Source organism: Pseudoalteromonas sp. APC 3358 (assembly GCF_030408075.1).
Classification (GTDB): domain Bacteria; phylum Pseudomonadota; class Gammaproteobacteria; order Enterobacterales; family Alteromonadaceae; genus Pseudoalteromonas; species Pseudoalteromonas arctica.
Genome location: NZ_JASDCE010000021.1, coordinates 1 through 21,132 on the forward strand (window position 1 = coordinate 1; position 21,132 = coordinate 21,132).

Here is a 21,132-nt window from a genome sequence, read left to right on the forward strand (position 1 = left end):
TATGCGTTGAGTCAGAAAACACAGCAACCATAGGTGTTGCTGTGGACGCTTAAAGCGTTTTAGTTTACTACCATAATAATCCACCATTTCACCGAAGTGTTGTTGGTTTTTAGACGATAAGGCTAAGTCCTTAACAGCATCATCAATCTGTCTTGTATAAGGCTGTAACTGATGATAAACAATCAGTTCTTTTTTTAGCTCTGTCACCATAACGCTTTTTGCACCTGCTCGAAGCTGGCTTAAGGAGAGCCCATCTTTGTCATCGATAATAGTATTTAGAAATTCGTGTAGTTCAGATGAAACATGAATACGAAGCTTATTATTTAACCCCTTCTTTACCTGTTGGATAACACGACTGATAAGCTTTTGTAAGACAGTATATTTAGGGATGGCAATTCTATGCGTTGCTAGAGATTCAGCGGCTGCATCGAATAGATAACGAGGCTCAAGCCAAGCTTTGCCGACCATTACAAGATGATCGTACAACGGCGCAAAGTGCAGACTTTCTTCCCATTTCTGATAGTTTAGTAGCCTCAGTATTCTTTGATAAATACGGTCACGCTGCATCTTATTTATGCTGAAAGGCCTGAGCCCTTTGCCTCCTTGAACTTGCGTTGAAATAAACTGCATATCGTTAAAGATGAGGTTAAAGCTAGGTGAAAGAATGACAGGCTTAGACTTAAAATACCCTAATAACGCAATGAAATAGCATCGATGGCTCCTTAGGCGAATGCTTTTCGACTCTGTTAACTCGATCTCGTTTTGCGTAAAATACAATCGTTGCTGTTCAAGGGTTAATAGTGGCGGAGAATATAGATCAAGCTGCTCAGCTTTGGTAAGAATTGAGAGTTCGTTTTTTATAGCCATAGGAATTACGTTAAGTTTAAGGGGTAGTTAACCTCATAATTTGCCATACTTTGGAGAAGTAACCCACCTTTGTATGCCTTTAGATATCGTGAGTATGGCGATTTATGTTACTTTAGAGGGGAAAATCCCTAGAACCCCATTGAGCTCAAATTACCAGGCGGTGTGGTATTAAACATGAGCACACAAGCATGATAGGTATTTCACCTTCTGTCGCCATTTGGCTATACAATCAACCTGTTGATATGCGCAAACAGTTTGACGGTCTAGCTGCACTCACTCAATCCAAACTGAACTGTCGTGCCAATAATGGCGAGCTGTTTGTTTTTATTAACCGAAAACGCACACACATTAAGTTACTCTATTACCATCAAGGGGGTTATTGTATTTGGTCAAAACGATTAGAAAAAGGCACTTTCCACACTGTTTCAGGTGACAACAAAATCACCTTAGATTGGACACAACTTCAGTGTTTAATTGGTGGAATTAAATGGCAAGAAAAGCCAATAAACACGCGCCTTACAAGGTGAAATAGGGTATAATTATCCCCTATGAAAAAACATAAAATCAGTCACTTACCTGCATCTGAAATTGATGCTCAATATGCCAAACAAGTTGCACAAATTGCATCGCTTGAGCATCAACTCGACTGGTTAAAACGCCAAGTGTTTGGGCGTAAGTCTGAACAACTGCTATCCGACTCAAATGAGCAAACTGAGCTATTTGTTAAAGATAACTCAGCTACATCCAAACCCGATTCAATCGAAATTAAATCTCACCGCCGCAAATCGAATAAACAATTAAGCGGCGATGAAGTCAATGATACGGGTTTACGTTTTGATGATTCAGTGCCACAAAAAATCATTGAAGTCGACGCACCAGAGCTTAATGGCGATAACGCAGACCAATACGAAATTATCGATTATAAAGAGCAGGCGCGTTTAGCGCAGCAACCGGGTAGTTACGTTGTTTTAATTTACCGTAAACCCGTTGTGCGTCATAAAACCAAAGAAACCGTTCGCACTGAGCCCACACCCAATACGGTATTAGAAGGCTGTTATGCTGACGTATCCGTACTTGCAGGTATCATGGTCGATAAAGCGGTTTATCACTTACCTTTATACCGCCAACACCAAAGAATGTCGGATGCGGGCATTCAATTAAGCCGCGCCACCCTCACCCATTGGATACAAAAAGCCATTGCGCTGTTATACCCCATCTATCAAGCGCAGCTTGAGCATATCTTGCAAAGTAAAATACTGGCCATGGATGAAGTGCCGATAAAAGTGGGCCGAAAAAGTAAAGGTAAAATGAAACAAACCTATTACTGGCCCATTTATGGTGAACAAGACGAAATTGCTTTTACTTGGTCGCAAAACCGAGGCTTTTTGCATGCCAAAAATCAACTGACTGGCTTTAATGGTACATTATTAACCGATGGTTACACGGCGTATACCAAAACAGTCAATCAATTGAACGAGCAAAACCAAAACGTAACCCATGCATCTTGCTGGGCGCACTGCCGACGTTACTTTGAAAAGTCACTTAAGATGGAGCCTGAGCTTGCAAAATATGCACTGCTAAAAATTGCAGATTTATATCAAGTTGAACAGCATATTCGCGATGAAAACTTAGATGAACAAAGTGCACTCGATTATAGACAAAAACATGCAGAGCCTGTGATTGATGAATTCTTTAACTGGATATATGAACAAAGGCAACGGCCTGAGTTATTACCATCAAACCCAATCAGCAAAGCATTAAAGTATGCAGATGAACGATACCATCAACTGAAAGTGTATTTAGGGGATGCGAATATCCAAATTGATACCAACCATTTAGAGCGCGCCTTGCGAGTAATCCCTATGGGCAGAAAGAATTATTTATTCTGTTGGAGTGAGTTGGGCGCTGAAAATATGGGCGTATTACAAAGTTTAATGGTGACGTGCCGGTTGCTGGGCATTAACCCATATCACTATTTGGTGGATGTATTGCAACGCGTGAGCCTGCATCCCGCCAAAGATGTCATTGATTTAACCCCGCGTGTTTGGAAAGACAAATTTAAAGATCATTTGTTAACATCAGATCTGGCTAATTAGGGGTAATATACCCCCTGAATGATCGCTTACCTTTGACCAAAGGTTAAAGCGCTTAAATACAGAGTTCCAACGACCGAATCTTTCAGGCAAATCTCGCCACTGAATGCCTGTGCGCATACGATAAAGTATGCCTTCCAGTGTATTTCGGTGTTCATATTTATTGTAAACACGCCCTGTCTCTTTAAGTATTTGCTTTAGGGCTTCCTAGGCGTTATCTGTTAGCATTGTCCTTGGCATAGCAACGTCCGTTCTCGGTGGTATTTTTGATTTTTGGCGAAACCATTATACCTTGTTGCTATGCCGTTCATTTTTCACTCAAAGATCAACAGCCTCTAGTAAGGCACGTACTTGAAGCACTTAAAAGATAAAAATAAAGGCTCTCTAATGTGTTTAGGAGCCATCTAACTTATAGTTGTTTCGGGTGAGGCTTATTTGTTTTTGTGCTCCAGTGCTGTAAGTGATGTACCTACGATAAATATAGACACGACAAACAAGCCTAAATCTTTTAGCAAAAACTGGCCAGGAACCACAGAGATCGCAGGAAACCCAAGAGATGCCTCAAAAACACCGGGTGTAGTCAGCATGAACGACAATGTCGTAAAAAAGAGTCCGGTTGAAAGTACACCGCCCAAGATTGCGAGCTTAGGGGAGAAAACTCGTGCAGCGATTAACAGGCCAACTGAAATTTCAAGCACACCCAGAAAATTTGAGAATCCTTGAATGCTGAGGAAGCTATACATCCACGAAAGCAGAGGGCTATTACTAACAAAACCATGTATACCGTTTGCTTCGTAGCTAGTGAATTTCATGCCACCAAACCACAAATATATTATCGTCATGGCAACGTAGATGCCACCTATACCAAACTTAGTGATTTTTGCACCGAGATTATTACTAAGGGTATTGGTAGTCTGGACACCATTTTCAATTTCGGGAATAGTCATCTTATATCTCCAATTATTTTTAGCCATGTGGACTCACTCTATGTAGCCCACTAAAATGATATGACTCTTGAGAAAAACTATATGTTTACTCGAGTCGAACCTAACTTAGGTAATTGCTGTAGTTGAGCACCAATGGATTAGACATCAATGCCTAGTGGTTGAACGGCCGGGAAGTCGACCTCGGTCTGTGTCACTTCGTTAACGTAGTTAGTGAAAGTGTTCAGGGCAACAGCCAACAGAATATCCACTACATGTGCATCACTGTAGCCAGCGTTCAGCACCGCTTGGACCTGGTCATTGCTGACTTGCCCGCGCTGGCGGACTACGGCGGCAGCAAAACGCACGGCTGCGTCGGCCTTAGGGTCATTTGATGCACCGCTGCGGTTGGCAGTGAGTTCAGCATCATCAAGCTTGGCCACCTTACGGCCTAGGAAGGAATGGGCAGCAAGGCAATAATCGCAGCCGTTGATCTCAGCGACGGCTAGGGCAATACGCTCAAGAGTCGCTGTACCCAAGCCGCCCTGTGCTGATGCTGCGCTCAATTGCAGGTAGCCAGTCAGCGCAGCAGGGCTGTTGGCAACGACGCGGAACATGTTAGGAACGCGGCCCAGTTGTTTTTCCACAGCCTTGAGTGAGGTATGGGTAGCAGTAGGCGCGGCGTCGATTGTGGTAGGGGTGTTCAAACGTGACATAAATTTCTCCTAGTGATTTGAAAGACAGCACGCTGTATTGGCGTGGAATAAATTGTATTTAAGAAGGTTCTGCTTGATAATCCGTTGCTATCAGACAGCTCATCTTCACGTCTTGCGCAGTCGCCATTTCAGTGCCACTACACACCTTCGTTGACGTCACGCCGTCCTGATTTCTAAGGAGGTCTTCGAGACTCCAAAAACACCCTCCGGCAACGATCACATTATTTATTTTTCATAAAGCCTCCTTGGTTTTTATCTATTTACTAATGGAACTGAATTTACAGCATGTAAAATAGATATAACATGCTCAATAGTTCGTATAATGTGACTTATTAGACAGTTTACGTAGGGGCTATGTATGGATGCAGACTTTGGATATCAGATTAAAAGAGTTGTGAAATTAAGGGTTCACGAAAAACTGCAAATATAGGGCAAATCAGATTGTCTATACCCATAATTTAGAGCGCCCGAGCATCAGGAACTCACTGAAAGCAGACGTTTCTGAAAATAAACAAGGCACAGCGCTTGAAAATTTCGAGACATCAACGTTTTGCCAAAAGGCTAAAAATGCGTGCACTACTCATTTCGCATTTAAAGAGAGCATCGGTTATTAGGCAATAACGATGTGGCCAAAATTTGTCGACCACTACACTATCTCGTAAACGAGTTTGATAGACGTCAACTAGTACGTATTTTTAGTGTAAGGTCATATTAATGCACGATGCTAAACTCTGCTGTGAGCTAGGTAGGATGTATAAATACCATAAATATTTCAATGCTTTACTTTTTAAAGCTCAAGTGAGTTACTCAGTTCCGACTGTTGGTGGCAGATTTGGAATCTCGCGATTTGTCTTAAATGTCAGCCAAGCAAGTCTCTCGCTAATAAAGTGTTGACTATCCCTGACAAAGTAACAATTTCTTGCCATAATCAGACTTAAGCACTTTACTTAGAGTGTATGTGCGCCGCTTAATGCATCAATGCTGCTAATTCCCTGATTGACATCAATCACTTTGTTTCCTGTTTGATACTCTGAGATAAACAAGATCGAATGATGCAAAAGGGGACTATTTAAATACTGAGGGAACAAATGGCAGTAGATTTGAGCATAGAAACCGCTCTGCTCCTAGAGCGCTGGCAAGGCATTGTAAACTCGATGGCTCAAGTCGCGGAAGTGCCTTGTGTGCTGATTAATCGATTAGATAAAAACGAAATTTGTCAGGCTGTTGGCAGTGTGTCAGTACCAACTTTTTATTGCGGTGAACCTGTTCCATTGGCACTTAACACTTATTGTTCCCAAGTCATTTCCAGTAACCAGCCATTACTAGTTGAAAATGCAATCGGTACCCGATATGAAAACAATAACCCAACATTTGCAGCAGGCTTTAGTTATTACTATGGCCTGCCATTGCTTTGGCCTAGCGGAAAAACTTTCGGTACTTTGTGTATGTTGGACTTTTCAAGCCCAGATCGGGCATCACAACACTGTTCCTTACTCACACTTTTTAAGCAGGCCATTGAATACGATTTACAGATGCTTCAACAACAGCAAGATCTGCTAAAGCGTGAGCAACAAGCAGACAAAAAATTTATACAACTATTCAATGAGATGTCAAATAGGATAAGACCGGTAACTAATAATAAGTTGCTTCAATCTGAGTTGTTTGTACTTTTGACAAGCCAATACCAATACTGGCATCAGGAACTGGATAAGCAGCTTAATCAAACCGTCCTGACTGATGAAAACTCCATTCATATAGCGGCACTGGTTCGAATTTGGTCAAATTTGTTGGCGATTGCCCATGAAACAGAATGGTTGAGAGCTACGGCAGTTCTAGAACCTTATAGTTGTGATGCTGTTGCGTCACTGGTCAATGCAACTCCATTATTAGAACAAGCAGTGTATAAAACAGCGCTGACCCTTGGTGCTGATCTCGTTTTGAGGAGTCATTTGCCTAATCCACTGTTACTAAGTGGGAAACCAGAGTTATGGTCTCTGATAGGACTAGCTATCACGAGCTTTTTAGTTGTTGGCGCCAGCGGTACAAGTATAACTATTTTTGTCAGTAACCGATTAAAAGGTAAGTACAGAGTTTTGGAATGGTCCCTTCTTGTAAAAGGCCAGACGATGCCGCTGCGTTTTACCCGCGATAATCAAGCGCTTTATGGTTTTGCAACAGTATGTGCCGAGTTAGCGGGTGCTGTTCTTGAATCTGGTGAGTGGCAATTAACTGAGAGTCTTCAGCAACAGAGTCGTTATCTCAACTCAAATCGTGATCACGTTGACGACATTGAAAGCAGGAATGCTTCAAGAACTGCTAATGGCATAACCAGGCTTATCTGCTTATCGATACCGGTGATGGGAGACGATTTATAAACACTCAGCGATGATCAGCGAAGTTGTGTTTTAGTTTTCTTGTTGGCACTACATCCGGTATGGCGGCCTTTAATCTGAGAGTGACACTTGGGATAACTGAAAAACTGGCTGTGATTCTGCTGAACGGAGCTTGGTGCTAAGCATGTTGGCGTCATTCAAAGCAAGGTCAACACTGCTATTAACGTTTACGATTATCTGACGGACGTGCTGCTGCGCGTCAACCAACATCCAGTAAGCAAGGTACATGAACTAATGCCGAAGTTACGGAAAGCTCAGTTCGAAAGCGCATTACAGCGTTCAGCTCTATTTAGCAATCCCGATGCTTCGGTAAAATAAGCCACGGAAAATGCTCCGGAGGCCGCATGCACACTAAATAGATGACGTTAGACGAAGAGTTGGATTTAAACGAGCAAATTATAGAGCCTGCGACCGGAAAAGCCAAAAGTTTATAAATACAGCTAAAACTCAAATCAAGCAGGCGAATATTGTACAAAACAATACCATTGCTACAGAGATAACTTCAAGTCTGACAGATCTATGCTAGAGTTAAATCAACGATTTAATTCATTTTTCTATGCAGGATCTTTAAAAAATGCAGTAGAAAAACGGAGAAGTACATGACCTTTAGTTTAGCTCAAACAGCTAGTGCAGAAACCACACTAAAAGCACCTGCTGAAGCAGATCAGAACCTGCGGGATATCACTGAACTGGCGTGTTATATCTGTGATGCACCAGTGGCTATGGTGACGCGAACCGATGACACAAAGCTGAATCTAATTGCAAAAGTTGGTATTTCGCGTACCTCTGTATTAATTAAAGAGTCCTTTTGCGTGTATGCAATGGAAACACCTGATGCGGTAATGGTGGTCCCTGACGCTACTTTAGATCACAGATTCAGTACCAATGCTATGGTGATTTCAGGACCTGGCTACCGATTTTATGCTGGCTCGCCGCTGATTGATCCCGAAGGTGCAGTGATTGGTACTATTTGTGTCTATGATCATGTTCCTAAGCAGCTGAACCAGCGGCAGATAAGCTCTTTGCAGGCTCTGTCCAGACAAGTGATCGCCATACTGGAGCTGAAAAAAGTCGGCGAACAATTACATAATACCAGCATGACGGATGCGCTGACAGGGGTGAACAACAGAAGAGCTTTTGACCTCAAGTTTGAAGCTGAATTTGCTCGCTGGCAAAGAACAGGACAATCTTTTGTACTGGCATTGATTGATATTGATCACTTTAAGAGTTTTAACGACAGCTATGGTCATGCCGCAGGAGATGAGGCACTGAGTCAAGTCGCGGCTCTGTTTCAGCGCCATAGCAGGAACTATGACTTTTTCGCCCGTTATGGTGGTGAAGAGTTTGTGCTGATCCTGCCAGGCACAGACACAGCGTCCGCAAATAAAACACTGGAAAAGTTAAGGCTGGTAGTGGCTAACCATGAGTGGTTATTACGACAATTAACGGTCAGCATAGGTTTGGCCAGCGCTGATTTATTTGACGACAAAAAGCAGTTGCTCGAAGTCGCCGATCAGATGTTATACAAAGCTAAAACCCAAGGCCGCAATCAAACCAGTGTGTTCGCCACACTGTAAGAGATCTGTTCATGCTGCGCTGATCTCAAGACCTCATAAAAACTGAGGTCTTGCTTCGGTCGATAAGCTGGTCTGATATTGGCATTATTTATTCCTTTCAAATACATGGGTAATGCGACTTACACAGATTTTTTATGCTCTCTTGGACTCCATGTGAAGGAGATCGTCACATTCTTTACATATAGAAAATAGAGTTCTTTAGCCAGCTGCAATTTCAGATTAACCGATTCGGTAAGCTTTCTGCATTTCCGGAGACAACTTTTTTAGCCAGCTTGAGAGACTGAAGCCTTTTCTATCGGTACTATTTAATTTAGTAAAATACAGATGTTCATCCCAGCGAGGACCGAAATCTACTTCTGCAAGACTTACAAGCTGTTTGTTTCTGCGAAGACGATGCTTTTGATGGTAATCTTCGGCGGGCCAAAAATAACCATTTTGTTCTCCGGCCTCAATCACCTCGGGAGATTTCTCCTTTCCAATCGCTTGAATCAGTTCTTCAGCTACTTGTTTTTGCTCCAGATCAAAAACAAAAAGTATCTGGCGATACTGGCCCTGCTTTCTACCATGAACAGACCATGATTCAAAACTTCCAAGAAGTTCCCTGTAGCTGATTTGGTCTTTATCGTAGATCACTCTGACGACTTCGGCGTGTCCGTTGATGTTGCGGTAACTCGGATCCAGAGTTGATGCTCCAGCGTAGCCAACACGTGTTTGCACTACTCCCTGCGTCCCTCCAAAATTAGAATCCGGTCCCCAAAAGCAACCCATGCCGAAAACCGTTTGACTAAGCTTCCCGATTTTCAATGCTTCTTCGATTGCTTCAGGGGTTGCAAATTCATAGCTTTCAACACCGTCTTCTTTATTCATTTTTAGATCCGACATATTTTTCACCTAACTTTCAAAAATTGAAGCCACTCCCATTCCTCACGCCGTGCAAACGACGATAAGACCACGTTTTCCAACACCAGCTTGATGAAGTATCTTTGCTAAAACTCCGCAGCATGTTTCTTGGTAACACAACTGCGGAAAATTGCTGTAATCATTGATCTTACTGCTTATTAAGTTATTAATAATTCTAAAAAACTCATTATTTCATTGAAGCTTCCAACCACCTGTCAAGGTCCTTGAACTTGGGGTTTCTCAGCTTCTTTGTCCCAACCACTATTGTCGGGAAATTCAGCTTTCCGTTCGAATAGAGGGAGCACAGTTCATCAGCAGCCGCGTCGTCTTCATGAACATCCAAAAAAACAAACTGGCTCCCTTTTTCTTGCAAGTACGAATGGTAAATCTTGGTTTTATGGCAGTCTTTATGACCGAACAGCTTAATCAACACGAACGGCTCCTTTTTTCAAAAGGTTCACTTTCATAAACCCCCTCGATTTAAAAATTATTCTACAAACTTCAATGACTCCGAGTTAATACAGAATCGGACCCCTGATGGCTCAGGACCGTCTGGAAAAGCGTGCCCCAGATGGGCTTCGCACACATTGCATAGCACTTCGATTCTGCGCCCGAAGGTCGTATCCAGTTCATATTGAATTACGTTGTCTGCGACTGGCTCAGAAAAACTCGGCCATCCCGTTCCCGAATCGAACTTTAGGTTCGAGTCAAAGAGTTCGGTGTCGCAGCCCACACAGGCGTACCTTCCAGCTTCATAAAATGAACAGAGTTCTCCGGTGTGCGCGCGTTCGGTGCCTTTCTTCCGCATGACATTAAATTGAGCGGGCGTCAGAATTTTTTTCCACTCTTCCTCGCTCTTTTCTACTTTTCTAGGAGGAGCGGGAGTGCCGTTATCGAGATAGTTGTTAATGCTTTCCCAGTTGAACATAAATTTGCTCCTTTATTTTTGGGTTTGTTCTTTAGCTATCAATCCACGCGAAGAAGTCAGTCGCGCTACCAATGAATTTTCCATCCACAAAAACTTGCGGAACAGTTTGAAGGTTGGTTTTTTTCTTCAACTCATCATAAGTCTTGGGATCGTCATCCACGCGAATTTGTTTAAAATCAACTTTTTCAGAAGTTAAGTACTCCTTCACGCGTTTACTAAACGGACAATGGTCTTTTGTGTAGATGACAACGTTCTTAAGTTCTTTCATTTTTTCCTCTTTCGTTTGATTCATGGTTTAATCTCTCTCAAAATGGCACGTGTACCCGTGGGGATTCTTCTTCAAATAGTTTTGGTGATACTCCTCAGCGTCATAAAACTCTTTTTCCAAGGCTACCGTCGTGACCACGGGATTCTCGAAGCGACCGATCTCATTGACCTCATCAATCACGTTTTCGATAATCGCTTTCTGTGCATCGTCACGATAGAACGCTGCCGAGCGATACGAAGTGCCAACATCATTTCCTTGGCGATTCTTCGTAGTCGGATCATGGATTTTGAAAAAGTAATGTAGAATCTCTTCGAGAGATATTTCGTCTTGGTCGTATTCCACGCGAACCGCTTCGGCGTGCCCCGTTTTCCCTGTTATAATATCGGCGTAGGTAGGATCATCAAAATCTCCGCCAGAGTAGCCCACCTTCGTTGACGTCACACCGTCCAGACTCCTAAGGAGGTCTTCGAGACCCCAAAAACACCCTCCGGCAACGATCACATAATCTAGTTTCATAAAGCCTCCTTAGTTTTCATCCACTTACTGATTAGACAGAGGTGGTCCCACTTGTTTGAACAACTAAAAGCGTATTTATAAGTGATATTCCGCTCTAGTTAAGCCACCTTGTTTTGTTGGGGTAGCTGATCATAGTAAAACTCATTTGGTGTCATTTTGTCTAGACTCGAATGAGGTCGTTTCAAATTATAAAACTCAAAATATGCACTTAATTGCTTTTTCGCATCTGTGACACTGCTATAAGCTTTGAGATACACCTCTTCATATTTAACGCTCCGCCATAATCGTTCAACCATCACATTATCTACCCATCGACCTTTACCATCCATACTGATTTGAATGCCATTTGATTTCAATACATCAATAAATGCATCACTGGTAAACTGGCTGCCTTGGTCTGTATTAAATATTTCAGGTCGACCATATTTTTCAATCGCTTCATTTAAAGCCGAAATACAAAAATCCACCTCCATACTAATCGATACCCTATGCGCAAGTACCTTGCGGCTATGCCAATCAATCACAGCACATAAATAAACAAAGCCTTTTGCCATAGGGATATACGTTATATCCGTAGACCACACTTGATTACTGCGCTGAATAGCCAACCCTTTGAGCAGATATGGATATTTACGGTGAGCTTGATTAGCCTGGCTTAAATTTGGTTTGCAATATAACGCCTGAATACCCATTTTCTTCATTAAAGTACGTGTATGACGTCGTCCTATATGATGTCCTTGACGATTCAACAAATCACGCATCATACGACTGCCTGCAAAAGGATATTGCATATGTAATTCATCAATACATCGCATCAGCTTCAGATCTGATGCACTCACAGGTTTTGGGCGATAGTAATAACAACCACGGGAGACTTTCAGCAGCTTAGCTTGCTTAGATACTGAAATCTGAAGTGAGTCGTCGATTAACTTTTGTGGTTGAAGCGGCCCAGTTTCTTCAACACACCTTCTAAAAAATCAATTTCTAATGCCTGCTCACCGATTTTTGCATGTAGTTTTTTTAGATCGATGGGTGGTTCTGTTGGAGCTTTTGATTGATCGAAAGCTTGCGAGGAAGCTGAGATCAATTGATTTTTCCAGTCAATAATTTGGTTTTGATGAACATCAAACTCAGCACTCAATTCAGCAAGTGTTTTTTCTGCTTTAATCGCAGCAAGTGCTACCTTAGCTTTAAAATCATTTGAATGATTTCTTCTTGGTCTACGTGCCATAAAATACTCCATATATTGATGTTTATAACATCATTTGAGGAGCAGAATATCACTTATAGGAGTTGTTCAAATTTACGGATCCATCTCTTTACTTAGACTTTAACAAGTGTTTTGTTAATTAAGATAGCTATGATGAATTTAAGAAGATTAAGAGTAAATACCCAAGTTAGAAACTTGGTTAAAGAAACGAACATTCATTTAAATGAATTAATTTATCCTATTTTTATAGAAGAAAACTTAACGCAAAGGCAAGAAATCAAAACTTTACCAGGCCTCTATCGTTTTCCTGAAGCTGAGCTCAGTGAAGAAATTACGGAGCTTTATAAATTAGGAATAAGAGCTGTTATGCCGTTTGGCATTTCTCATAAGAAGGATGACGAAGGAACAGACACTTGGTCTGATGATGGTTTACTTAGTCGGATGATTAAAATTATTAAAGCTACCTGCCCAGATATGCTTGTAATTCCAGATATATGTTTTTGTGAATACACTACACATGGGCATTGTGGCGTTGTATGTGATGAGGTTGTCGATAATGATAAGACGTTAGAAAATCTAAAAAAACAGGCAATTACTGCTGCAAAAGCTGGTGCTGATATTTTAGCGCCATCCTCTATGATGGATGGACAAGTTCTTGCTATTCGTAAAGGATTAAATGAAGCAGGTTTCCAAAATGTAGGCATTTTAGCTCACACTATAAAATTCGCCTCAGCTTTCTATGGACCTTTCCGCTCCGCAGTTGACTCTCAGCTTAAAGGTGATAGGAAAACTTATCAGGCTGACTTTCATAATGGACATCAAGCACTACTTGAAGTTGATTATGACGAACAAGAAGGTGCTGATATTTTAATGGTTAAGCCTGGAACCCCATATTTAGATATTTTATGTAAGTTACGTAATAGAACAAATCGTCCCATCGCTGTGTATCAAGTTGGAGGTGAATATGCATCTATTAAATTTGCCGCCTTGGCTGGAGCGTTAGATGAAAAACAAACTGTATATGAAACTTTAATTGGATTTAAACGCGCAGGTGCGACAATGATTGTTAGCTATTATGCTAAACAATATGCTGAATGGGTAAACAATAAAGCTTAACACTCAGCCAGCGTTTAAAATAAAATTATTCCATTAATTCAAAAGTAACTTAAAAATACTATGAATTATCCTCTCTTAAAAAAGCCATCCGAAGATGGCTTTTTTATTTCAGTATTTCAAGGCTTAAAGAAAGCTTGGTAAATGACGAGCTGGATCAGTTTCACGTGCAGCTTGTGCATCAGCAACGGTCATACCCAATGCTTTCGCAACACCTTCACCATAGGCTGGGTGGCAAGCATAGCAATTACGGATATGACGATACTTGATGAAGTCGAGTGCATCGCCCATAGCACGCGTTGTATTGCCAAATAATGCATCTTGTTGCTCTGGTGTCATCAGTTCGAATAAGGCACGTGGTTGACTGAAGTAATCATTATCATCTTCACGATAATCCCAAAAATCGGCATCACCATTAATTTTTAATGGTGGCTCTTTATACTGAGCTTGCTCTTGCCATTGACCAAAGCTGTTTGGCTCGTAGTGCGGTAAACCACCATAGTTGGCATCAATACGGCCTTGCCCATCACGATGATTACTATGTACAGGGCAGCGTGCAGCATTGACTGGAATTTGCTGATAGTTCACGCCTAAACGATAGCGTTGCGCATCGGCATAGTTAAACAGGCGCGCCTGCAACATACGGTCTGGTGAAGCACTGATTCCTGGCACCAGATTGCTTGGGGCAAAAGCAGATTGCTCTACGTCAAGGAAGAAGTTTTCAGGATTACGGTTCAGTTCAAACTCACCGACTTCAATTAATGGATAATCGCCGTGTGGCCATACTTTGGTTAAATCAAACGGATGATATGGAACTTTTTCCGCATCTTGTTCAGGCATGACTTGTACGAAGAGTGTCCATTTTGGATAGTCTTTACGTTCAATTGCATCGAATAAATCACGTTGATGGCTTTCACGATCCTGGCCCACCAGCTCGCCCGCTTCTGCATCCGTCAGGTTCTTAATACCTTGTTGGGTTCTGAAGTGAAATTTCACCCAGAAACGCTCATTAGCTTCATTAATGAAACTATAAGTATGGCTACTGAAGCCATGCATATGACGGTAGCTTGAAGGGATACCACGGTCCGACATGACGATGGTGACTTGATGTAATGCTTCTGGCAATAAAGTCCAGAAATCCCAGTTATTGGTTGCACTGCGCATGTTAGTTTTCGGGTCACGTTTGACCGCTTTGTTTAAATCCGGGAATTTACGTGGATCACGCAAGAAGAATACAGGCGTGTTATTGCCCACCATATCCCAGTTACCTTCTTCGGTATAGAATTTTAGGGCAAAACCACGAATGTCACGTTCCGCATCTGCCGCACCACGTTCACCTGCAACGGTGGTAAAACGGGCAAACATTTCAGTTTTTTTGCCGATTTCGCTAAAAATTTTCGCGCGAGTATATTGAGTAATATCATGGGTGACCGTGAACGTGCCAAATGCACCTGAACCTTTGGCATGCATACGACGCTCAGGAATGACTTCACGAACAAAGTTGGCAAGTTTTTCATTTAGCCATAAGTCTTGGGCTAATAATGGTCCTCTGGCGCCTGCCGTCATACTATTCTGGTTATCGACAACCGGTGCACCAAAATCAGTAGTTAAGTGGGTAAATGGACATTTTTTTGATTTATCACTCATGATGTTCGCCCCTGATAAATAAATTTTAATCGTTATAAAAAAGGACAGTCAACAAATGACTGCCCTTTTAAAAATTAACTTCTGATAAATGCTAAAAGGTCTTTATTGATAGTCTCAGCTTCGGTAGTTGGCATACCATGAGGAAAGCCTTCATAGGTCTTCAGCACACAATTTTTTAACAAATCAGCCGATTTTTGACCCGACAACTCGAACGGAACGACCTGGTCATCTAAGCCGTGCATCACCAACATCGGAATGGTAATACTCTTTAGATCATCACGGAAATCAGTCTGCGAAAAGGCAACGATACTGTCATAATGTGCCTTTGCACCGCCCATCATACCCTGTCTCCACCAGTTTTGGATGATTGGCTCACATGGCGTTACACCATCACGGTTATAACCATAGAACGGCCCTGCTGGTACGTCATAAAAGAACTTTGCACGGTTTTCTTTAGTATTCTTTTGAAAATCATCAAATACTGACTTGTCGATGCCATCTTGATTATCATCGGTTTTTACCATGAGCGGCGGCACAGCCGAAATTAAAACACCTTTGGACACAGGATCCTCAGGATGACGCGTGATATAACGTGCAACAACGCCGCCACCTGTCGAATGTCCTACGTGTACAGCACCTTGAACACCAAGATGATTGACCACAGCAGCAGTATCATCAGCGTAATGATCCATATCATGTCCATCCCAAACCTGCTCTGAGCGACCATGCCCACGTCGATCGGTTGCAATGACACGGAAACCTTCACCGAGGAAGAACATCATTTGTGCATCCCAATCATCTGCACTTAATGGCCAACCATGATGGAAAAAAATAACAGGTGCATCCTTTGGCCCCCAATCTTTATAATAGATTTCAACGCCGTCTTTTGTTGATACATATCCCATTTTTGTTACTCCTGTGTAATGTTTACACTTTGGTTAGAGGTGGTCCCACTTGTTTGAACAACTAAAAGCGTATTTATAAGTGATATTCCGCTCTAGTTAAGCCACCTTGTTTTGTTGGGGTAGCTGATCATAGTAAAACTCATTTGGTGTCATTTTGTCAAGACTCGAATGAGGTCGTTTCAAATTATAAAACTCAAAATATGCACTTAATTGCTTTTTCGCATCTGTGACACTGCTATAAGCTTTGAGATACACCTCTTCATATTTAACGCTCCGCCATAATCGTTCAACCATCACATTATCTACCCATCGACCTTTACCATCCATACTGATTTGAATGCCATTTGATTTCAATACATCAATAAATGCATCACTGGTAAACTGGCTGCCTTGGTCTGTATTAAATATTTCAGGTCGACCATATTTTTCAATCGCTTCATTTAAAGCCGAAATACAAAAATCCACCTCCATACTAATCGATACCCTATGCGCAAGTACCTTGCGGCTATGCCAATCAATCACAGCACATAAATAAACAAAGCCTTTTGCCATAGGGATATACGTTATATCCGTACACCACACTTGATTACTGCGCTGAATAGCCAATCCTTTGAGCAGATATGGATATTTACGGTGAGCTTGATTGGCCTGACTTAGATTTGGTTTACGATATAACGCATTAATGCCCATTTTCTTCATTAAAGTACGTGTATGACGTCGTCCTATATGATGTCCTTGACGATTCAATAAATCACGCATCATACGGCTACCTGCAAAAGGGTATTGCATATGTAACTCATCCATACAGCGCATCAGCTTCAGATCTGATTCACTCACAGGTTTTGGGCCATAGTAATAACAACCACGAGAGACTTTCAGTAACTTAGCCTGTTTAGATACTGAAATCTGAAGTGAGTGATCGATTAACTTTTGTGGTTGAAGCGGCCCAGTTTCTTCAACACACCTTCTAAAAAATCAATTTCTAATGCCTGCTCACCGATTTTTGCATGTAACTTTTTAAGATCAATGGGGGGTTCTGATGGAGCTTTTGATTGATCGAAAGCTTGCGAGGAAGCTGAGATCAATTGATTTTTCCAGTCAATAATTTGGTTTTGATGAACATCAAACTCAGAACTCAATTCAGCAAGTGTTTTTTCTGCTTTGATCGCAGCAAGTGCTACCTTAGCTTTAAAGTCGTTTGAATGATTTCTTCTTGGTCTACGTGCCATAAAATACTCCATATATTGATGTTTATAACATCATTTGAGGAGCAGAATATCACTTATAGGAGTTGTTCAAATTTCCGGATCCATCTCTAGACTGACTTTACAGCATGTAAAATAGATATAATATGTTCAATAGTTCGTATAACATGACCTATTGGACAGTTTACGTAGGAGCTATATATGGATGTTCTCAGTGAAATTTTAGATAAGGTAGAGCTTACTAGCAGCTACTGGTATAGAACCTCATTTGCGGGAGACTGGGGCATCAGCCTCCCGCAGGAAGAGAATCTAGCGAGATTTCACATCGTGACTCATGGCGAGTTTTGGTATGAGGTGCCAAAACTTAAACTTAAAGCATTGGCGGAGCAGGGCGATATTTTGATCTTTTTCAAAGGGATGGAGCACACCATGGCCAGTGCACCAAAAATCAAGGCCGAGCCTGCGGTCGAATTTAGAGCTAAAGCCAACCTCACCGAAGCTCAAGTTTTGGAATACGGTGATCAGAGCAAGCTCAAAGCCAACGTCGTTTGCGGACATTTTTGTTTTAATGGCGGACCCGATCATCCATTCTTAAATTCGCTGCCAAATGTCGTGCATATCAAGAGTGCTGATAACTCCCACTCGCCTTGGCTTGCCATGCTTTTAAGTATTATAGAGCAGGAAGCAAAATCAGGGCTTCCTGGAAGCAACACGTTAGTCAGAAAGCTGACCGAAATTATCTTCGTGCAAGCGTTAAGAATCCACATGTACAAATCCAATAAAAATGCTGGATTCTTCAAACTGATCGAAAATCCGCAACTCAGCAAAACCTTGGAAGCTATTCATCATAGTCTCGATAAAAAATGGGGTCTTGACGATCTCGCCGGGATTGCGGGGATGTCGCGTACGAACTACAGCGTCAAATTTAAGGAGCTGTCAGGCATGACACCTCTTGATTATTTAACCTATTGTCGGCTTGAAAAAGCAAAGCAGCTGCTTAAAGAATCCGGTAAGTCTGTTCCCGAAGTGAGTGAAGCCATTGGGTATCCGGCACATGAACACTTTCAAAAGTTGTTTAAGAAAAAAATTGGCAAAACTCCTAGCGCGTACAGAAAAGAAAATTCTGAAAAGGTGTAAAAATGAATATCTATAACTCTCCTGTTACCAAAATAGCTTTCTGGGTCATAGTCATTGGTGGTGCGGCTTGCCTGCTTATCCCTTTGTTTGCACCTCTTCTTCCGCTGCAATATTTGAAAGGTTATGGCGAAATAGGAGATGCTCTTGGAGGTATTTCAAGCCCATTTTTACAAATTCTGGGTTCAGTGCTTCTCTTTCTGGTGTTAAAAGCTCAGATTGACGCTAATGGCATCCTCCATCAGCAAATCGAAAAGGAATATACGAAGGAGCAACTGAGGCACGAGTTGAATCAGCTTCACGAACTTTATATGTTCGTCGAAAGAAACATTAAAAATTTTAGCTACGATCAGGAAAAGATGATTGATGGCAAGTCGCAAATGATCCTTTTGCATTCCCGGCGAGCGATTAAATGTTTCATTGAGGATCTAGAGAGCTTAGATGTTGATATTCACAAAGATGACGACATTTTAAGGTTCGACGGGGTTAAAGAAATTATGAGCATTTTGAACAGCGTTGACCTATATTTCGACAAAATCAAAGACAGCGAGATTGCACCTTATCATAAGAGTTTTTATAAAACGCTTATGCAGCACGAACTTCTCTTCAGCGTTTTTCCTTATCAAGATCTCGACAATCAAGCGTACCTAAAACAAGAGCATTGCCCAGAGTGTGGTGAATATCATGCAAATTATCCGCCACTGATTTATGACCGGTTACAGAAAATTAAAAAAAGTTTCTCCTGATGTATTATGGATATTTATTCGGTATCGGTCCTACCAAAAAGCTATTTGTAGTATCTCGAGTACGTGCTGTGGTGTAGTAATTCCAATCTTAGAAAACTCAAAGCTTATTCTGAAACTATCGGAATTGTCGGTTGGGTGAGACTTAGTCGCCCCGTAAAGCCTTATCGGGGCGGCAAAGATAACTTTTTATATCACTGCTATTGATGACGTCCTTTGTTTACTAAAGTTGTAAGCCCTTATTCTTTGTTTTAGACCTTCAACCACTCCGGGCTTGTCACTAGGAGAGTCCCCTTGGCTAACCTTAGCCGTCAGATCGTATTCAGCGATTTCTAGCCGGTCCCCCTGAATCATTTTACGCCAACCGTTCCACAACTTAGGGTCAAGCTCTTCGGTACGCCAACCATCGGTCGGTTCGCTCCGACTCGCTAAAGCCAGATCCCTGATTTGGTTCTGGAGCGTTAGATCGTCAATCATGCCTAAACGACCACTACACCTTCAGAAGATTAAAAACGGACTGTGTGCCAACGATAGTCTATAGTTCTTTTGCTGAAGCAGAGCGGGAAATACTGGATTACATGCTGGCTATTACAGCCAGCTCAGGTCACATCACTATAACGGTGGTTTGGATCCGAATGAATCCGAGCGCAGATATTGGCTTGGCTACAACGAAGTGGCCAAAATTAGTTCACCACTACATACAGCGTACTGTCTTTCAAATCACTAGGAGAAATTTATGTCACGTTTGAACACCCCTACCACAATCGACGCCGCGCCTACTTCTACCCATACCTCACTCAAGGCTGTGGAAAAACAACTGGGCCGCGTTCCTAACATGTTCCGCGTCGTTGCCAACAGCCCTGCTGCGCTGACTGGCTACCTGCAATTGAGCGCAGCATCAGCACAGGGCGGCTTGGGTACAGCGACTCTTGAGCGTATTGCCCTAGCCGTCGCTGAGATCAACGGCTGCGATTATTGCCTTGCTGCCCATTCCTTCCTAGGCCGTAAGGTGGCCAAGCTTGATGATGCTGAACTCACTGCCAACCGCAGCGGTGCATCAAATGACCCTAAGGCCGACGCAGCCGTGCGTTTTGCTGCCGCCGTAGTCCGCCAGCGCGGGCAAGTCAGCAATGACCAGGTCCAAGCGGTGCTGAACGCTGGCTACAGTGATGCACATGTAGTGGATATTCTGTTGGCTGTTGCTCTGAACACTTTCACTAACTACGTTAACGAAGTGACACAGACCGAGGTCGACTTCCCCGCCGTTCAACCACTAGGCATTGATGTCTAATCCATTGGTGCTCAACTACAGCAATTACCTAAGTTAGGTTCGACCCGAGTAAACATATAGTTTTTCTCAAGAGTCATATCATTTTAGTGAGCTACATAGAGTGAGTCCACATGGCTAAAAATAATTGGAGATATAAAATGGTTACCTCCGAAATTGAAAATGGTGTCCAGACTACCAATATCCTTAGTAATAATCTCGGTGCAAAAGTCACTAAGTTTGGTATAGGTGGCATCTACGTTGCCATGACGATAATATATTTGTGGTTTGGTGGTATGAAATTCACTAGCTACGAAGCAAACGGTATACATGGTTTTGTTAGTAATAGCCCTCTGCTTTCATGGATGTATAGTTTCCTCAGCATTCAAGGATTCTCAAATTTTCTGGGTGTGCTTGAAATTTCAGTTGGCCTGTTAATCGCTGCACGAGTTTTCTCCCCTAAGCTCGCAATCTTGGGCGGTGTACTTTCAACCGGACTCTTTTTTACGACATTGTCGTTCATGCTGACTACACCCGGTGTTTTTGAGGCATCTCTTGGGTTTCCTGCGATCTCTGTGGTTCCTGGCCAGTTTTTGCTAAAAGATTTAGGCTTGTTTGTCGTGTCTATATTTATCGTAGGCACATCACTTACAGCACTGGAGCACAAAAACAAATAAGCCGCATCCGAAACAACTATAAGTTAGAGGGCCTTAAATTCTGCGGTATA

Annotated in this window: 22 protein-coding genes and 3 pseudogenes; 11 read left to right on the plus strand and 14 right to left on the minus strand. The window is 42.2% G+C overall.

The genetic code is table 11. The annotated features are described in order from the left end of the window. Window positions 1–867 (minus strand): DUF4158 domain-containing protein (locus tag QL995_RS20660; RefSeq protein ID WP_290294968.1); only part of this gene is annotated, 867 nt, incomplete at its 3' end. 188 nt (window positions 868–1,055) lie between these two features. Between QL995_RS20660 and tnpB the strand changes: the two genes are divergently transcribed. Further along, window positions 1,056–1,394: an IS66 family insertion sequence element accessory protein TnpB gene (tnpB, locus tag QL995_RS20665; protein ID WP_138765397.1), complete on the plus strand. Its 339-nt coding sequence runs from the start codon at window positions 1,056–1,058 to the stop codon at window positions 1,392–1,394. A 21-nt stretch (window positions 1,395–1,415) separates the two neighbouring features. Next, window positions 1,416–2,963, plus strand: coding sequence for an IS66 family transposase (locus tag QL995_RS20670; protein ID WP_290294969.1), 1,548 nt, complete (start codon window positions 1,416–1,418; stop codon window positions 2,961–2,963). A 30-nt stretch (window positions 2,964–2,993) separates the two neighbouring features. On the opposite strand, the pseudogene QL995_RS20675 reads toward QL995_RS20670, so the two are convergent. From QL995_RS20675 to QL995_RS20690, 4 genes and pseudogenes are all read right to left on the minus strand, one after another. After that, window positions 2,994–3,152 (minus strand): annotated as a pseudogene (locus tag QL995_RS20675) (transposase); the annotation flags it as partial. Between the two features lie 239 nt (window positions 3,153–3,391). Further along, window positions 3,392–3,907, minus strand: a complete 516-nt coding sequence (locus QL995_RS20680; protein ID WP_004911234.1) for a DUF417 family protein — start codon at window positions 3,905–3,907, stop codon at window positions 3,392–3,394. Window positions 3,908–4,044: 137 nt separating this feature from the next. Beyond that, entirely contained in the window at window positions 4,045–4,599 is a 555-nt protein-coding gene (locus QL995_RS20685; protein ID WP_000088799.1) for a carboxymuconolactone decarboxylase family protein, read from the minus strand. Between the two features lie 58 nt (window positions 4,600–4,657). Then, a complete protein-coding gene (locus tag QL995_RS20690; protein WP_223290059.1) occupies window positions 4,658–4,819 on the minus strand; it encodes a peptide-methionine (S)-S-oxide reductase in 162 nt (53 codons plus the stop codon). An 868-nt stretch (window positions 4,820–5,687) separates the two neighbouring features. Between QL995_RS20690 and QL995_RS20695 the strand changes: the two genes are divergently transcribed. The 3 genes and pseudogenes from QL995_RS20695 to QL995_RS20705 all read left to right on the plus strand — a co-directional run bounded on the left by QL995_RS20695 (window position 5,688) and on the right by QL995_RS20705 (window position 8,569). Next, window positions 5,688–6,974: a GAF domain-containing protein gene (locus QL995_RS20695; RefSeq protein ID WP_000257537.1), complete on the plus strand. Its 1,287-nt coding sequence runs from the start codon at window positions 5,688–5,690 to the stop codon at window positions 6,972–6,974. Window positions 6,975–7,061: 87 nt separating this feature from the next. Beyond that, a pseudogene (locus QL995_RS20700) lies at window positions 7,062–7,310 on the plus strand (transposase domain-containing protein); the annotation flags it as partial. Between the two features lie 281 nt (window positions 7,311–7,591). Further along, the gene (locus tag QL995_RS20705; protein WP_002119794.1) at window positions 7,592–8,569 is read left to right on the plus strand and encodes a sensor domain-containing diguanylate cyclase; all 978 of its coding nucleotides are present in this window, start codon (window positions 7,592–7,594) and stop codon (window positions 8,567–8,569) included. 219 nt (window positions 8,570–8,788) lie between these two features. Here the strand turns inward: QL995_RS20705 and QL995_RS20710 are convergent, their stop codons facing one another. The 6 genes from QL995_RS20710 to QL995_RS20735 form a co-directional block, all read right to left on the minus strand. Continuing rightward, window positions 8,789–9,451 carry a peptide-methionine (S)-S-oxide reductase gene (locus QL995_RS20710; RefSeq protein WP_001281573.1) on the minus strand — a complete coding sequence of 221 codons (663 nt, stop codon included), beginning with the start codon at window positions 9,449–9,451 and terminating at the stop codon, window positions 8,789–8,791. 205 nt (window positions 9,452–9,656) lie between these two features. Then, complete coding sequence (locus QL995_RS20715) at window positions 9,657–9,902, minus strand: glutaredoxin domain-containing protein (protein ID WP_011711656.1); 246 nt, start codon at window positions 9,900–9,902, stop codon at window positions 9,657–9,659. A 54-nt stretch (window positions 9,903–9,956) separates the two neighbouring features. Further along, window positions 9,957–10,397: a peptide-methionine (R)-S-oxide reductase MsrB gene (msrB, locus tag QL995_RS20720; protein WP_290294973.1), complete on the minus strand. Its 441-nt coding sequence runs from the start codon at window positions 10,395–10,397 to the stop codon at window positions 9,957–9,959. Between the two features lie 31 nt (window positions 10,398–10,428). Further along, entirely contained in the window at window positions 10,429–10,689 is a 261-nt protein-coding gene (locus tag QL995_RS20725) for a glutaredoxin (protein ID WP_001076938.1), read from the minus strand. Between the two features lie 3 nt (window positions 10,690–10,692). After that, window positions 10,693–11,181, minus strand: coding sequence for a peptide-methionine (S)-S-oxide reductase MsrA (gene msrA / locus QL995_RS20730; protein WP_000762837.1), 489 nt, complete (start codon window positions 11,179–11,181; stop codon window positions 10,693–10,695). Window positions 11,182–11,279: 98 nt separating this feature from the next. Beyond that, window positions 11,280–12,412 (minus strand): IS3-like element ISAba14 family transposase gene (locus QL995_RS20735; RefSeq protein WP_223155595.1). Its coding sequence is split into 2 segments (ribosomal slippage): window positions 11,280–12,160 and window positions 12,160–12,412, totalling 1,134 coding nucleotides; the frame shifts between segments, so codons are not numbered across the junction. Window positions 12,413–12,541: 129 nt separating this feature from the next. Between QL995_RS20735 and hemB the strand changes: the two genes are divergently transcribed. Beyond that, window positions 12,542–13,507: a porphobilinogen synthase gene (hemB, locus tag QL995_RS20740; RefSeq protein ID WP_153375943.1), complete on the plus strand. Its 966-nt coding sequence runs from the start codon at window positions 12,542–12,544 to the stop codon at window positions 13,505–13,507. A gap of 123 nt (window positions 13,508–13,630) precedes the next feature. On the opposite strand, the gene QL995_RS20745 is transcribed toward hemB, so the two are convergent. The 3 genes from QL995_RS20745 to QL995_RS20755 all read right to left on the minus strand — a co-directional run bounded on the left by QL995_RS20745 (window position 13,631) and on the right by QL995_RS20755 (window position 17,285). Next, window positions 13,631–15,151, minus strand: coding sequence for a catalase (locus tag QL995_RS20745; RefSeq protein WP_290294974.1), 1,521 nt, complete (start codon window positions 15,149–15,151; stop codon window positions 13,631–13,633). A 74-nt stretch (window positions 15,152–15,225) separates the two neighbouring features. Then, window positions 15,226–16,056, minus strand: a complete 831-nt coding sequence (locus QL995_RS20750; RefSeq protein ID WP_153375939.1) for an alpha/beta hydrolase — start codon at window positions 16,054–16,056, stop codon at window positions 15,226–15,228. A 96-nt stretch (window positions 16,057–16,152) separates the two neighbouring features. Then, window positions 16,153–17,285, minus strand: a protein-coding gene (locus QL995_RS20755) for an IS3 family transposase (protein WP_290294975.1) whose coding sequence is annotated in 2 segments (ribosomal slippage) — window positions 16,153–17,033 and window positions 17,033–17,285 — 1,134 coding nt in all. Because the reading frame shifts where the segments join, the coding sequence is not laid out codon by codon here. A 177-nt stretch (window positions 17,286–17,462) separates the two neighbouring features. On the opposite strand from QL995_RS20755, the gene QL995_RS20760 reads away from it, so the two are divergent. From QL995_RS20760 to QL995_RS20780, 5 genes and pseudogenes are all read left to right on the plus strand, one after another. After that, entirely contained in the window at window positions 17,463–18,398 is a 936-nt protein-coding gene (locus QL995_RS20760) for an AraC family transcriptional regulator (RefSeq protein ID WP_002123001.1), read from the plus strand. Window positions 18,399–18,400: 2 nt separating this feature from the next. Next, window positions 18,401–19,141, plus strand: a complete 741-nt coding sequence (locus QL995_RS20765) for a hypothetical protein (protein WP_004911216.1) — start codon at window positions 18,401–18,403, stop codon at window positions 19,139–19,141. Window positions 19,142–19,635: 494 nt separating this feature from the next. Next, window positions 19,636–19,865, plus strand: a pseudogene (locus tag QL995_RS20770) (IS3 family transposase); the annotation flags it as partial. A gap of 9 nt (window positions 19,866–19,874) precedes the next feature. After that, complete coding sequence (locus QL995_RS20775; RefSeq protein WP_210763726.1) at window positions 19,875–20,429, plus strand: carboxymuconolactone decarboxylase family protein; 555 nt, start codon at window positions 19,875–19,877, stop codon at window positions 20,427–20,429. A 137-nt stretch (window positions 20,430–20,566) separates the two neighbouring features. Then, window positions 20,567–21,082, plus strand: coding sequence for a DUF417 family protein (locus QL995_RS20780; RefSeq protein WP_210763729.1), 516 nt, complete (start codon window positions 20,567–20,569; stop codon window positions 21,080–21,082). Window positions 21,083–21,132: the final 50 nt, after the last annotated feature.

Excerpts from the sequence above, each read along its gene's own strand:
- tnpB (WP_138765397.1), top strand. The coding sequence starts at position 1,056 with ATGATAGGTATTTCACCTTCTGTCGCCATTTGGCTATACAATCAACCT.
- QL995_RS20670 (WP_290294969.1), top strand. The coding sequence starts at position 1,416 with ATGAAAAAACATAAAATCAGTCACTTACCTGCATCTGAAATTGATGCT.
- QL995_RS20680 (WP_004911234.1), bottom strand. The coding sequence starts at position 3,907 with ATGACTATTCCCGAAATTGAAAATGGTGTCCAGACTACCAATACCCTT.
- QL995_RS20685 (WP_000088799.1), bottom strand. The coding sequence starts at position 4,599 with ATGTCACGTTTGAACACCCCTACCACAATCGACGCCGCGCCTACTGCT.
- QL995_RS20695 (WP_000257537.1), top strand. The coding sequence starts at position 5,688 with ATGGCAGTAGATTTGAGCATAGAAACCGCTCTGCTCCTAGAGCGCTGG.
- QL995_RS20705 (WP_002119794.1), top strand. The coding sequence starts at position 7,592 with ATGACCTTTAGTTTAGCTCAAACAGCTAGTGCAGAAACCACACTAAAA.
- QL995_RS20710 (WP_001281573.1), bottom strand. The coding sequence starts at position 9,451 with ATGTCGGATCTAAAAATGAATAAAGAAGACGGTGTTGAAAGCTATGAA.
- msrB (WP_290294973.1), bottom strand. The coding sequence starts at position 10,397 with ATGTTCAACTGGGAAAGCATTAACAACTATCTCGATAACGGCACTCCC.
- QL995_RS20725 (WP_001076938.1), bottom strand. The coding sequence starts at position 10,689 with ATGAATCAAACGAAAGAGGAAAAAATGAAAGAACTTAAGAACGTTGTC.
- msrA (WP_000762837.1), bottom strand. The coding sequence starts at position 11,181 with ATGAAACTAGATTATGTGATCGTTGCCGGAGGGTGTTTTTGGGGTCTC.
- hemB (WP_153375943.1), top strand. The coding sequence starts at position 12,542 with ATGATGAATTTAAGAAGATTAAGAGTAAATACCCAAGTTAGAAACTTG.
- QL995_RS20745 (WP_290294974.1), bottom strand. The coding sequence starts at position 15,151 with ATGAGTGATAAATCAAAAAAATGTCCATTTACCCACTTAACTACTGAT.
- QL995_RS20750 (WP_153375939.1), bottom strand. The coding sequence starts at position 16,056 with ATGGGATATGTATCAACAAAAGACGGCGTTGAAATCTATTATAAAGAT.
- QL995_RS20760 (WP_002123001.1), top strand. The coding sequence starts at position 17,463 with ATGGATGTTCTCAGTGAAATTTTAGATAAGGTAGAGCTTACTAGCAGC.
- QL995_RS20765 (WP_004911216.1), top strand. The coding sequence starts at position 18,401 with ATGAATATCTATAACTCTCCTGTTACCAAAATAGCTTTCTGGGTCATA.
- QL995_RS20775 (WP_210763726.1), top strand. The coding sequence starts at position 19,875 with ATGTCACGTTTGAACACCCCTACCACAATCGACGCCGCGCCTACTTCT.
- QL995_RS20780 (WP_210763729.1), top strand. The coding sequence starts at position 20,567 with ATGGTTACCTCCGAAATTGAAAATGGTGTCCAGACTACCAATATCCTT.